Origin of the sequence: Photorhabdus sp. S10-54, from assembly GCF_963878145.1 — a bacterium.
Classification (GTDB): domain Bacteria; phylum Pseudomonadota; class Gammaproteobacteria; order Enterobacterales; family Enterobacteriaceae; genus Photorhabdus; species Photorhabdus kayaii.
In genome coordinates this window covers 65,367-80,054 of record NZ_CAWNXG010000004.1, presented here as the reverse complement: position 1 = coordinate 80,054, position 14,688 = coordinate 65,367, and the positions used below count along the sequence as shown (strand labels likewise).

Genomic DNA, 14,688 nt, shown 5'->3' with positions numbered 1-14,688 from the left:
TGTCATTATATTTTTTTACCGTGGGAAGAACGGTGGATTTGCTCTGTCCGCGGAAAACTAGATTCTCAAAACCGCTTCTGTATCTGTCAGATGCAGTGGTTTTCTATTTAACCTCAGTTTAAATTAAGGGATTGTTTATGGGAAAATCATCAAACCGCAGTACAGAATATTTCTTTACTGGAAAATACTACGACGATGATGATGGCAATAATATTGTTGCTATTGGTGTCGGAGGGGTTATTTATGCCAAAGGGGGAGATGATCGTATTATCCTCGGGTCAATTGGAGCAACAGTTTATGCCGATTCTGGTAACAAGGTAGTCGATGGTAGCGCCGGATATTTAAAAGTAGTGGATAAGGAAGGTAATCTGACCGTACATGGCGCTGCGGGTTATTCGGGTATTGATAAAAGTGGTAATGGTAATATTTCATTTACTGGTGCGGCAGGGGGTGTTTTTATGGATCATCAGGGTGACTACGGTGATCTCAATTTCTCAGGAGCAGCGGCTTATAATGGCCTGAATCGCAAAGGACAATCCGGTAATGTGACTTTTAACGGTGTTGGTGGTTATAACGAATTATGGCATGAAACGAATCAAGGTAATTTAAATTTTGCCGGCGCTGGTGCTGGTAATAAAATTGACCGTACCTGGTATGATCACTATGAGACAAGCCACGGTGATGTGAAATTTGACGGTGGGGGAGCAGCGAATAGTATCAGTTCGTTGGTTGAAAGTGGCAATATTAATTTCACAGGTGCCGGGGCTGATAACCACATTATACGCAAAGGTAGAGAAGGCAATATTATTTTGCATGGCGCCGGGGCATCAAACCGTATTGAGCGTTTGCGCCAAAGTCAAGATCAATATGGACAGACGCACGGTAATATCGAATTTGAAGGGGCAGGGGGTTATAACCGGATCTATTCTGATGTCGCACATGGTGATATTACTTTCGATGGTGCCGGTGCTTACAATGAAATATCAAGAATCGACGCAGATAGCGGTTCTCGTGATGGTACTCTGGAATATGCTAAAGCTGAAGAGATTGTATTAATAACGGCGACGATGGGAGGAAGTTGGATTCGGCAATCCCAACAAGTAACAGGTATTAAATCAACTATCGAGCCTAACACTTACCTCTTTGCATTTGCCGATGAAATGTACACTAAGATTAGCAAAGTCCAACTCCGAAATGATCCTGAAACCGGTAAGCTCAATTATTACGCCACTTCTTGGTATAAACAGGGAAATCACCTTAAGAATCTTGCTACGGAGAATATCTCTTCAAGCAATGGATTTACTGATATAGGCATCAATGGTGGTTACCGTCTCTCTAATTTAATCTTCGAACATCATCACCCTGTTATTATTCAACATACTGTTGAAGAAGATTTGCAGGAGAACCAGTGGGTGACTTATGCCGGTGGAACCAATGCCCGAGCAGGAGATATCACGTTAATTGATGCCAAGATGCATGGGTATGCAATCCATTCTGGTGGTTTGATATTAGATGTTTCAGCGGTGAAATCGAACTGTCAACCGAACATTTATATTTATGCCAAGTATGTTGAGTCATATACCAAAGTGGTGATGGTTGAATTGGCGAATAATCCTGAAACCGGCGCGCTGCAATATTATGCCAGTGCGTGGTACAAAGCAGGTGATCATACCGGTAATCTGGCTGCTGAAGATTTTTCATTCAAAAATGGTTATCGCTCAATGGGTATGGGCGGATATTCGCTAACTAATCTGCAATACAAAGTGAATTCAGTATGCCGTGTTTCTGAGCACTTAGCACACACTGAGGAATATAGTTATCAGGAGTTGGTGAAATCATCTGCGGGCATAGGTAACAGCTCCGGTGATATTGATTTCAAGGGCATGGGGGGTGGCAACGTCATTACCTCTAGTGTCACACGTGGTAATGTCAATTTTGAAGGCGCGGGTGGTGCTAACGTCATCGTGAAAAGGGGTAAAGAGGGTAATCTGACGTTCCGTGGTGCAGGTCTGGCAAACGTATTGGTTCATCAAAGCCAGCGTGGAGAAATGGATGTTTACGCTGGCGGTGCAGCGAACGTATTGGTTCGAATCGGTGATGGGCGATATCTGGCTCATCTTTTGGCAATGGGTAATATTTCGATTCATCAAGGTAATGGCGATAGCCGAGTTATCATGTTTGGGGGTTACAACACTCATGACCAAATAGGTAATGGCAACGCTAATTGGTTAGGTGCCGGCGGTTTTAATGTGATGACCCAAACAGGTAAGGGGAAGGTCTCCTCGGTACTGGTGGGTGGCGCCAATGTGCTGACCAAACTTGGTGCCGGTGATTTGGTTGCCGGTATGCTTGGTGGCGCGAACATTATCACGCATCTCGGCGATGATAAAATATCAGGCACCACGGCGGTTGCATTAGGTGGTGCCAATATTCTGACGAAAAAGGGCAGAGGTAAAGCTATTGCGCTGATGGGCGGTGGTGCCAATGTGTTTACTCACATTGGCAATGGAAGTACGACGGGGGTGATGTTAGGTGGCGCTAATATCTTGACCAAAATCGAAAATGGTGACACCACGGGTATCATGCTCGGCATAGGTAATGTGCTGACTCATGTCGGTGGCAATCAGACTCTGGGAGTTATGGGAGCCGCAGGCAATGTCTTTACCAAAGTGGGTAATGGAACGGCGATTGCGGCCATGATTGGTGTGGGCAATATCTTTACTCATGTTGGCAACGGTGATGCATGGGGATTGATGGGGGGATTGGGGAATGTTTTTACCAAAGTGGGGGATGGTAAAGCGTTGGCATTGATGATAGCCGCCGGCAATGTGTTTACTCACATTGGTGATGAAATGAGTGTTGCCTTGATGTTGGCTAAAGGCAATATCGCCACCAAAGTGGGTAACGGCATGACGCTGGCAGCAATGATCGGTGAGGCCAATGTGATGACCCATATTGGTAATGGCTCAACCTTTGCCGCGATGATCGGGCAGGGCAATATCCTGACGAAAGCGGGCAATGATTTGGCGCTCGGTTTGATGATTGGTGAGGCCAATATCTATTCGCATGTAGGTAATGGCACCAGTATTGGCTTGTTTGCCGGCGAGCTGAATGTAATGACCAGGGTTGGTGATGGTACAACATTGGCGGCAATGTTTGGTCAAGCCAATATCATGACTCATTCCGGCAATGGCTTAACCGGCGTTTTAGCGTTAGGAGAGGCGAATATTGTTACCAAAGTGGGCGATGATTTTATGGGGGTGGTTGCGGCGGCGGAGGCGAATGTCATCACTCATAAGGGATCATCAACTACTGTTGCCGTGCTATTCGGTAAGGGCAATATTCTAACGAAGGTAGGGGACGGGACAACAGTCGGTTTACTTATTTCCGATGTGGGTAACATCATGACCCATGTTGGTCATGGCGTGACGGTGGGGTTCGCCAAAGGGAAAGCCAATATCATTACCAAAGTGGGGGGTGGTATCGGCGTTAATGCTGTTTGGGGGGATGCTAATATTCTAACGCAGGTTGGTGATGGTGACCGTTATAACTTCGCGAAAGGTAAAGCAAACATTATTACCAAAGTGGGTAATAATCAGCAAGTCACGGTTGTTCAGGGTGATGCCAATATCATCACCCATGTGGGGCAAGGTGATGATTATACCGGCGCTTGGGGCAAAGCTAATGTGATTACCAAGGTCGGTGATGGGCGCAATGTCGTGCTTGCCAAAGCGGATGCCAACATTGTGACTCAGGTCGGTAATGGTGACAGCTTTAATACCTTGTGGAGTGAAGGAAATATTGTCACCAAAGTGGGTGACGGTATGCAGGTTACTGTGGCAAAAGGCAAAGCCAATATCACGACCACGGTGGGGAATGGTTTAAGTGTCACCGCGACGCATGGCGATTTTAATGTCAATACCAACGTGGGTGATGGTGTTTCCGTTAACGCAGTGTGGGGTGAATATAACGTTAATACTAAAGTCGGGCAGGGTCTTAATGTTGCGATCATGAAAGGTAAAAGCAATGCCAATATTCATGTTGGTGATGGCCTGGGGATTAACGCCTCTTATGCACGTAATAATGTGGCGATTAAGGTGGGTAATGGTGATTTCTACACGCTTTCTATTGCAGAAAGCAACACGCAAAGTAATAACCTCTCCTTACTGTTTAAAAGTATTAAACAAACTGTGTTAAATGTGGAAGGTAGCCACGCAATTAACTATCTGATTCACGGTAATGAGGCGAATACTTCTGGAACCCATAAAGGCCGAGGGGCGATTAATTTAACCGAAGTTTCTGCCATTGATGGTTTCCAGATGAATGCCATTGATGAAGTTGATTCGGATCTGCGTGATAAATTAAGTGGCACGGTAACTCAGGTGGAGACTCCTGATACTGAGGCTATCCAGAATGCCTTGCATATTGGAGACAAGGTTGATTCGACTCAGAGTGAATCATCATCGCAAGCTGATGCTGTTATTAAACATGCAGAACAGGGCAGCGCTGCGCAAAATGCGTTAAGTGATAAAGAGAAAGCGGAGGAGAATCGCCGTATTCTGGAACAAGAAAGGGATGACCAACTTAAAACAATTTCAAAATCACAATTCCAATTGGAATCAACGGATCAAAATGCGCTGAAGACCAATGGACAAGTACAGCGTGATGCAATAAGTGGAGAAGAGCGAGCAGTAATGAAGGAACTGTTCTCCATGACTCAACGTCTGGATGCGCTTAATGGCTATGGGAATTACGCTGGTCAATCGGGTGATGAGTGGCGTGACCGGTTTGCTGCGGGATATTTGGACCGTACTCAGGAGAAATTAGATGACACCAAATTTATTTCACAGAAAAAATTAGCGGGTTTACAGCCGCGCCTTATTGATAACCAACAACAAGTAAAAAATGCAATTGGCAAATCAGAGGCAGGTTTAGAGCAAGGTTATCAGAATATAAAGAACGCAGACGACAATATTGAGGATGCGCGTACAAAAGCGAAATCAAGACAGAAAGAAGCAGATTTACAACGCCTGCGGGCAGCAAAAGCGGAAAGTGATGCCTATGCCGTGTATGAAGAAGCGAAACAACGCGGTGAACATGATAGTTCGGTGGCGAAAAATAAAGTCGCTCAGGTACAGGCTGATGCGAAAGGTGCGAAACAGGCTGGTGATGCAAAACCCGATCGTAGCGGGGCGACCGGCAGTGGCTTGTCTGGAAAAGCGTATACACCAATCGACGTAGCGAAACCGAAAAGTCATATCAATCCTGAATCCAAAACGGAAGCTAATGGCTGGAACAGTGAAGATCTAACGCTAACAGCCACAGATTTGGCGGCATTGAGTAGTGCGCAACAGGCGATTAATCGGCTACAGATCAACAGGAGTATTCGCGCAGAAAATGTTGGTGCTTCGATCATTTCCCTGCTTACCGGAACGTCATCCGATAGGGTTGTGGAACCTATTTCGAATCAACCTGGAAAGTTAACCAAAAAAGCACCTGTAATTTCGGGTATCAATTTGCAAGGATTGGGGCAAACGGCTGGTGGAGATAGCCTTAAATCTCATTCTTCCATCCTGAGAGAGTTTGAGCCTTTCTTGCTGAATCAAGGTGACAAACGGTTTATTGATTCGACAAAAAGATATCTTGGTCAGATAAATACCGATCGGCCCAGTAAGGCGCTGGTGGCAGTACGTGAGGCTTTCAACAATACGGTCGAACAACCTAATGAGCAGCATGTGTTGCAGCTTGAGCAAGCGCTTGCTCATTGGCAACAGCATGATCCCAATGAATTTACCAAGCGTGGTCGATTAGTCAAAAGCCTGCGTTTTGAGATGGGGGAATTGGTTGCTTACCTTCAGGCAAAAAGAGCTGAATCAGCCGGGATTTTAGGGGTTAGCTTAGCGCCTGACCATGTTGCACAGTTTGATCAATATGTATCCTTTGATGGATTCGGGCGTGTGGTAGGTCTGAAAGGTGATATCGCACAAAGCGAGATTAATCGTCTTACTGATTTACAAATCAAGCCATTGACTCAGATTAACTCTGCGGCGGAACGGGAAGCGCCTAAAACTGAAGGTGAAAGCCTGATCGTTTTCATTAGCCGATTGCAACAAGAAGCTATTCCTGAAGGTATGCCACTAATTGAACGGGCCAAAAACCTTTGGTTTAGCGGACAAGTAACCCGACAGGAAACCATTAAGCTATTTGAGGATGCGGCTACCCAGTTGCAGACACATCCTGAATTACACACGTTAGCTCAGCAGTTACTGGCTGATGCCGGCAAAGAAAAGACGACGGGGCAATATATTGACAACCTGTTTGGCCGCCATTTTGATTCTGAATTGGCCCATGAATTGGTGAAAACAGCGCCACAGGATGCCATGACCACTTCCAGGCAGACAGGACAATTTCTGGTAGAGAAATTTGAACAGTGGATAGCAGGTTTTTATCCTGATGTAGCCGAGCGTGAGAAGATTATTGCTAAAAAGATGACGGGGTTCGCTAGGGCCATTAACAAGGACTTTCGTCCCTGGTTTAGTCGGGTGCCTGAATTGACGACGTTTCTGGATGAACCGACTTTTGCCAATTTCAACGTCATGATGACTCAGGTTGATGATGGTTTTGCTGTGATTAAGGTGCCATTTCTGGCAGTAAAAATGGCAATTACCCCAGGAATGGGGATGGATCGTGCAGAGTGGAAGGTTAAAGGGGATCGTTTCTATGAAGATGTTATCACCAAAGCCCGTTCGACCAGTAGTCAACTGACTAGCGGGGCTGATGTCACGTATGAAGTTGAAATAACCGAAAAGCAGACTAACGATTATGGTACTGCGTTACCCTACCAGCCTGCTAATAACAAGCATGATGACTTTTTGTATGGCAGAAAGGTTGCTACGGGTCGAATTTTGGTCCCCGGATGGGAAACGAGATTTGAGTATAATGCGTTAGCGCAAGGTCATTCTGTGGTAACGGGGGCTTCTGGCTCGACCAATATCATGGTTCACCTCAATAACTATATTGCTAGTGAACAGCCTACTTTCTCGGCCAGACAGAGCTATCTCAACACGCTGGCGTTTCTGGTATTTGATGGTGGTCATTCTGTCAACGAAAGTCTGGCGGTTTATCGGGCACTACAGGTAACCGGTGATGAACAACGTAAGCAGTTACTAAATAGCTACACTGCCAATTATCGGGATCTGTTGGATATTGCCGGTGAAGAAGGCAAAGTATGGGTAAGTCGGGCGCTGGATAACGCTTTCCAAGAAACTGGGGAATTCTATCAGAAACATGCCAGGGTGAAACCACAAAGCCGCCCTACAGTGGAGGAGTTAGATGAGTTATCGAGTAAGAATAAGAAGTCAGAACCTACTATCATCGACGATACTCATCAAGATAAGAAAACGAGCAGGCTACTCGGTGACTGGCAAATAGAGAAGGTGACGCCACAAGCTGATGGTCGTGAAACTCGCTTTGATGGTCAGATTATTATCCAAATGGAGGATGATCCGGTCGTTGCCAAAGCCGCGGCTAATCTGGCGGGTAAACACTCAGATTCTAGCGTAGTGGTTCAACTTAATTCTAAGGGCAAATATCGTGTGGTTTATGGTGATCTTGCCAGATTATCCGGTAAGTTACGTTGGCAGATTGTCGGTCATGGTCGTGATACGTTGGAGCAGAATAACATTCGTCTGAGTGGTTACGCTGCTGATGAACTGGCGACCAGATTAACGCGGTTTTATCAGAACGTTAATCAGGGTAACAGCATAACTCACAAACCTGATCACATCAGTATTGTGGGCTGTTCTTTGATAAGTGATGACAAACGGGATGGCTTTGCTCGTCTCTTTATCACAGTGTTGGATAAACAAGGCATTCGCAGCGATGTTTCCGCTCGCAGTAGTGAAGTGGCTGTTGATGCCAGTGGACGCAAATTTACCCGTGATCAACATAACCAATGGGTTAACAATTTGCCTGATAATAAAATCGTATTGAGTTGGAATAACCAAAATGAGTTGATCACGCATACCGAGCTAGTTCGCCGTGGTATTGCCGAAAGTGATATTAACTTCTCTAGGGTAGGACATACCGAAGCTGATACTGTTATTAAAGGAGCGATCGCGGGTAACGTTGAACAATTTGTTAAACCAAACAAACGTAAAAATACGATTCAAATTGATTCCAATGAGAAAGCGAATAATCAGCTCAGTTACTCCGGTAATATCCAGGTGAATGTGGGAGATGGGGAGTTTACCGCACTCAATTGGGGAACCTCGAACGTTGGTATCAAAGTGGGTACCGGTGGTTTTAAATCACTGGCCTTCGGTGATAACAATGTGATGGTGCACATCGGTAATGGCGACAGTAAACAGAGCTTCGATATTGCAGGTTATCAAGCGCTTGAAGGGGCGCAAATGTTTATCGGTAATCGTAATGTCAGCTTCAACCAAGGCCGCAGTAATGACCTGATTGTGATGATGGATAAATCCATCCCAACGCCGCCGTTGGTTAATCCGTTTGATGGTGTGGCGCGTATTACCGATGTACTGCAAGGTGTCGCGGGTTCCAGTGAGGATCAGGATTGGTTAGCGGCACAAGACCAGCAGTGGACCATCGCCGGTGCGAAGAAGTTTGTAGAGGATATGTCCGGTTTGGACCAAACCAGCAGCGTGGACTACAACACATTGACTGATCTGGATTCTCAACATGAGCGTAGCAGCCGTGGTTTGAAGTATGATGCTGAATTGACATTGAACAAGAAGTTTAATCAGTGGCTAGGCGAACATGGCAAGGGCACTGGTATGGGCAAAATAAGTCGTATAGAACAATTCCGTCAGGCCAATCAAAAACTGGCTTTCAACTTTGCTGTAGGTGGGCGTGGCGCCGATATCCAGGTGACAACCGGTAACTGGAACCTGATGTTCGGAGACCATATCCAGTCGATTCTGGATACTAACTTGGGTTCGCTGTTTGGCTTGATGACGCAGCAATATTCGGCAACCGGCATGGCGAAGACCACCTTTACCTATAATCCACAGGACTTACCGCGTCAGCTTAAGAATAAACTGATTGGCCGATTAGCGAGTGTAAATGCAGATACCACCTTAGCGGATATTTTTGGCGTGAACTACACCGCAGAGGGGAAAATTATTTCCTGTACAGGCAAAGCGATTGATGGTGAGGCAATTCTGCAAGAGATGCTGGAAGTGATTGGGGAATTTAGTGGTAGTCAACTACAAGTTTTCACCAATCCAGAAAAGTTACTTGATAGCCTGGAGGCGGGCATTGATATGGGCGAGGAAGGTGTCAGGTCATTTGTGGAGAGTCATGGCCTGAAAGAGAAAGCGCCTGATGAGAGTCAGGAATCAGGATCTTCGGTGAGTATCAATGGAGAAAATGCTCAGACCAATAATAAATCAAAGCCTGCATTTGGTTTTAATGCGCTGAACTTACCTAATCTGTTTGCAACGATGTTTAGCGAAAAGAAGCAACGAGAGATGAAATCGTTAGTGGCTAACCTGAAAGAAAACCTGACGACAGATCTGCTTAATATGGAAGAAAAAACGTTTGATTTCCTGCGTAGCAGCGGTCATCTGCAAGGGGATGGCGATATCCACGTATCGTTGGGGAACTATAACTTCAACTGGGGCGGTGACGATAAAGATCTTGGCGCTTATCTGGGAGATAACAACAACTTCTGGGGTGGTCGTGGTAGTGATGTCTATTACTCGCTAGGTACCTCCAATATTTTTTCAGGTGGTGAAGGTAATGACTTAGGCGTCCTGATGGGGCGTGAAAACTGGATGTTTGGCGGTAAGGGGGATGATACCGCAGTGGTGGCCGGGCGTATTAACCATGTCTTTATGGGGGAAGGCAATGACCAGACATTTGTCTTTGGTGAAGGCGGTTTTATTGATGCGGGTAACGGGCAGGATTACGTTGTCACCTCCGGCAACTATAATCGGGTGGATACTGGGGAAGGTCAGGATTATACGGTGATCATCGGCAATAATAATCAGGCCGAACTGGGAGGAGGCGACGACTTTGCCAGAGTATTTGGTAATGACAACCGGATTGATGGTTATTCCGGCAATGATGCGATTAAGCTGATGGGCTACCATGCGGTAATCAACGGTGGAGAAGGTGATGATCATCTGATAGCCGCAGCGATTTCGAAGTTCAGCCAGTTTGATGGCGGTGAAGGTCAGGATCTGCTGGTGTTAGGCGGGTATCAGAACCATTTCCGGGGCGGTGCAGGTGTGGATAGCTTTGTGGTCAGCGAAGAAGTGATTGATAACCGAGTGAGCGATATTAACGCAGAAGATATGATCTTGTTTAACGGTGTTGACTGGCAAAATTTGTGGTTCCAGCGTAGCGGGTATGATCTGGTGCTGTCAGTGAATCGCCATACTCAGGACAACACGGCTCAAGGGAGATTTGAATCGGTGGGTTCTGTCATCTTTAATGATTACTTTAATGGCAATCGCGCTAAATTGGTGACTCGGATGAGTGATAAGAACGCGTCAGGGGATCGCGAATTTACGGCACTGTCAGATAATACTGTGGATTCCTTGATCCAGGCAATGAGCAGTTTTGCTCCGGCAGTGGGTGATAATGGTTTTATTGAGAGTCTGGACAGTCAGGCGAAAACGGCTATCGCAACGGCGTGGACCGATGTCACGATTGGTAAGGGGAAATTTGCTTAATTAACGGCAGATTTGCTTAAGGGCGGCAATTTCAGAATCATGTAAATTCAAGCTCGGCTTTTTCGGTAAATTGTTGGCAAAAGTCATCGATGTTGCAGTAAAGTTCTTCTAGATTATACATGCCTGAGGATTTCTACGATTTTGTTTTCTTGAGCAGAAACTTTGATTAAGCCTCAGGCACTTACTGCCTATTCTAATAGGACTATTTTATTTGCCCTTCTTTGCTATAAAGAGCGAACTTGGGCAGTGCTCAGACAAAAGCATTAGCTTTTGACCGCACTTTACAATTACGCCTATTGGGATAGGCTCTTAGTTCCCTTCTTAAACAAACCTCAGGTCAACTTAATTAACTGCTTTAAAATTAATTTGGCTATAGAACCATTCCATAATCTCGGCGATAAGGTTTTTAACTTCATTCGAAGTTGATGAAGTTATAGTGATTTCAGCTATAACTTGGCGCTCGTCAGAAAAATAATCTCCATCCTTAGCAAAAGTTTTATAGCTTGTAACTTGAGGGTAAGGGCAAGATTCAGGAATATTATAAATATAAGAGTTGGTTAATTTATTTGGTATAATTATCCATCCGTAAATTGAGCTTGGCCTAATATTGATAGAGTCAAGCTGTTCATTTGACACATTACCAATGTAAGCATTAAATGCAATCTCTTGTGGGTTGATGCCAAATATATTTTCTATCGCAGTCATTACTGGCCCACCGCCTGCACGAGCAGCGATTTCGCATAATTTAAAACTTCCGTCAGAACATAGGAAAACTTCTGCATGAAAAGCAAAATTCACAGGTGAAGGAAGTGCCCCAATACATTTTCTTACATATTTTATTATTCTATCAAACAGTTTATCCTCAGGTAATAACAAACAACTTGAAATATAGTTTCCATCCTGAAAGTCCATGCAATTTGACACATATAATGAAGGCCAAATAAATCTTATCTGATTATTTAAGACAACTCCATCAACATGATACATTGGGCTATCAACAAATTCCTCGACCATCATATTAATTAGCTCTTCGGAATTTTTCTTTAATCCAATATATAAAGAATTATGGAGATCATTGTCATTTTTCAGTATTGAAATGCCTCGTGCACGTTTAGAAGTTCGTGGTTTGAGTATGACGGGATAATCATTCTCCTCAATGAATTTGATAACATCTAGAGCATTTTTTATCAATGAAAACTTAGGGATGGAAACATTATTTCTTTCCAAAATCTTTTTCATCACACCTTTGTCTCTATATGCTTCTATTGCCTCGACACTTGCACCTGACAGACCCCATTTATCTCTTATGTAAGCAGCGGGTAATAAGTCAAACTCTCTGACCCCTATAACGTAATCAAAGACCGTTTCTTTTCTCAACTTTTCTGCATGATAAAAAATAAGGTCATCATTATCTGGATGTAAACTTTCAATACCAACAACTTTCTTAAACGATGAAATCACTTCATTGCTCATTAGCCTTAATGATTCGATAGAGGTAATTAAATAGCAATTGTGATCTTTATACCATTCACTTACAGGGTTAGAATTAGAGGATTCAAAATCAATAATAAGCAAATTCATCTTATACACACCTTAGCAGTCAGCGGATTTAGGAAACTTAGCAGGAACCCAACTTTCTTTTAACCAAATAATCAGCATGAATATTGATTCAATTAAACGATACACGAGAAACGAAAACCATAGTATTTCAATGCCATGATTTTTGAAAAGACAAAGATAAATAGCTAACGGTATGAAAAAAAACCACTGCAATGGCACAGTAACCATTGTCAACTGCCGGTTGAAACCTGCTCCAAACATAGAGAATTTTAATATTTGAGCAAAAACCTCAGAAAAAACAAACAATACCGTTATTTTAAACAATCCTATATAATTATTTACTATAAAATTATCTTTTATGAATAAACCCATAATGTAATGTGGATTTATCAAAATGAAGAGTTGAATAGTGAATATTCCAAAGCCTAACTTTACCGCAATATTACCCCACGATTTAGCATCCTTATATTTATTTGCTCCAAGAGATCGACTCACATAAACCGCAGAAGCCATTCCCATTCCGATTAACGGTGTGATGCTTAGCAGAATAAGATTATTGAGAACTGTTATCACTGCCAAAGCGGAAGAATTCATTTGGCTAGCAATAATGAACATGACTGCAAACCCACCCGAAAAGAAGAGTTGCTGTATACCTGCATAGAAAGAAAGTTTTGATATCTCACCGATCTGTTCAAAAATTTTAGTAACTTTAAAAAAACGATATTTAGAATCTATAAAATATCCACTGAAATAAAACAAGCAGGCACCTATATAAAAAGCACAACATGTTCCCAATCCAGCACCTCTGATTCCATACCCTAAGGAAACGAGTGTAAAACCTATTAAGAAATTAAAAAAATAAGTAGAGAAGATTATTAATACACTCATTTTATTCTCACCGATCCCGCCATAGTAACCTCGAAAAGCCCTGACAATCCCTATAGCTGGAGCACCTAACACTAGAGCTTGAAGGTAAGTTATACAGTTAGAAGCTAAAACTTCATCATGAATAAACAGTGTTATGAATTTTGGGATAAAAAAACCTAAGCCTATGATTAATATACCTAAAACTATAGCAACAAATATTGCACTATGAAGCGCATTAATACCTTGATTTATTTTTCCAGCACCAATGCTCTTACCAACTACAGTTTGAACGCTTATGGTTATACCAGTTACACAACTGGTCATTATCGAGAAAATAAATCCGCAAAGACCAACAGCGGCGATGGCATTCATGCCGATCCTACCTACAATGAACATATCAATAATGCTATTTAAGCTTTGTGAAAGCATAAGCAAAATAAAAGGGAAGGCAGTAATTAAAACTTGCTGATATGATTTGAAGTTAATTCTGTTATTCATTCACATCACCAGATTGGTTTTCTTCACAAGAAGTAATATCTAATAAAAATAAAAGGCAATCGACATCTTTTTTATTGCTTACTGACGCTCGTATCCAACCTGGGAGTCCAAAAAGACCACAATCACGAACCATAACTCCAAATTTTTCTGCCTTTATAAGAAAATCAGTATTTCCCATAGGGGGTTTAAAACATACAAAGTTAGTAGAGGATGGTATATATGTCACCTCAGACTTACTAAATGATAATTCAATAGTGGATATTAACTTTCTCACTGTTCTTACATTGATGGATAAAATATCACTGGCAAGAACTTCAGAAGCCATCCTTTGAGCGAAACGGTTTATTCTAAATGGCAAGGCGAGAGCAGTTAAGGAGACAGCATGAATTAAATCTTTAGGGCCTACCGCAAAACCCACCCGTAATCCAGCAAGGCCATATGCTTTGGAAAAAGTCCGCAACACAATAGCCCTTCCACCATTAGCTATATATTTTAGAATAGAGTTCTTATTTTCATCAAAAAATTGAATATAAGCCTCATCAATGATGGGGATAACTCTTTTATCATTCATTATCTCAATGAAATTGATAACTTCATTTACGCTTACTATACTTCCAGTCGGATTGTGAGGGTTGCATAAATAAGCAAGAATAACATCGCTAGCAATATTTTTCTGATAATTAGCAATACTACATCTCATATCATTTAAAGGAACGTATATAACATTTCCCCCGACAATTTTTGCTGATGTCTCATAACCGGGAAATGTGGCCTCACTGGTCAATATAGTCTTTTTGTTTTTTAAAAAAGTTAAACTTAAGAGAAGAATTATTTCATCTATACCATTTCCTAAAACCACCATATCAGGTGAAACTCTACAGTGATAGGATATTTTGTTTTTTAGATCTATATTGCCTGGATATGGATAGATACTAATCTTTTTAAATTCATTTAAAAAAACATGATTAAGATTAAGTAAGTTATTGCTATCACTTTCGTTCAAATGTAGTCGATGAGATATATGGGTATCACTGGTGTTGAAATCCATATTTTTATTCAT

General features: G+C 42.8%; 4 protein-coding genes. 1 reads left to right on the top strand and 3 read right to left on the bottom strand.

Annotated features, from left to right (window positions below):
* Positions 1 to 137 precede the first annotated feature (137 nt).
* Entirely contained in the window at positions 138 to 10,703 is a 10,566-nt protein-coding gene (gene rtxA, locus AACQ83_RS03540) for an MARTX multifunctional-autoprocessing repeats-in-toxin holotoxin RtxA (protein WP_112876319.1), read from the top strand.
* 342 nt (positions 10,704 to 11,045) lie between these two features.
* On the opposite strand, the gene AACQ83_RS03535 is transcribed toward rtxA, so the two are convergent.
* From AACQ83_RS03535 to AACQ83_RS03525, 3 genes are read right to left on the bottom strand one after another with little or no spacing between them, the layout of a single operon-like run.
* Positions 11,046 to 12,284 carry an ATP-grasp domain-containing protein gene (locus AACQ83_RS03535; RefSeq protein WP_112876318.1) on the bottom strand — a complete coding sequence of 413 codons (1,239 nt, stop codon included), beginning with the start codon at positions 12,282 to 12,284 and terminating at the stop codon, positions 11,046 to 11,048.
* A gap of 12 nt (positions 12,285 to 12,296) precedes the next feature.
* The gene (locus AACQ83_RS03530) at positions 12,297 to 13,628 is read right to left on the bottom strand and encodes an MATE family efflux transporter (RefSeq protein ID WP_112876317.1); all 1,332 of its coding nucleotides are present in this window, start codon (positions 13,626 to 13,628) and stop codon (positions 12,297 to 12,299) included.
* The gene (locus AACQ83_RS03525) at positions 13,621 to 14,688 is read right to left on the bottom strand and encodes a pyridoxal phosphate-dependent aminotransferase (RefSeq protein ID WP_158537748.1); all 1,068 of its coding nucleotides are present in this window, start codon (positions 14,686 to 14,688) and stop codon (positions 13,621 to 13,623) included. The genes AACQ83_RS03530 and AACQ83_RS03525 overlap by 8 nt, the downstream gene beginning before the upstream one ends.

Excerpts from the sequence above, each read along its gene's own strand:
- rtxA (WP_112876319.1), top strand. The coding sequence starts at position 138 with ATGGGAAAATCATCAAACCGCAGTACAGAATATTTCTTTACTGGAAAA.
- AACQ83_RS03530 (WP_112876317.1), bottom strand. The coding sequence starts at position 13,628 with ATGAATAACAGAATTAACTTCAAATCATATCAGCAAGTTTTAATTACT.
- AACQ83_RS03525 (WP_158537748.1), bottom strand. The coding sequence starts at position 14,688 with ATGAATAAAAATATGGATTTCAACACCAGTGATACCCATATATCTCAT.
- AACQ83_RS03535 (WP_112876318.1), bottom strand. The coding sequence starts at position 12,284 with ATGAATTTGCTTATTATTGATTTTGAATCCTCTAATTCTAACCCTGTA.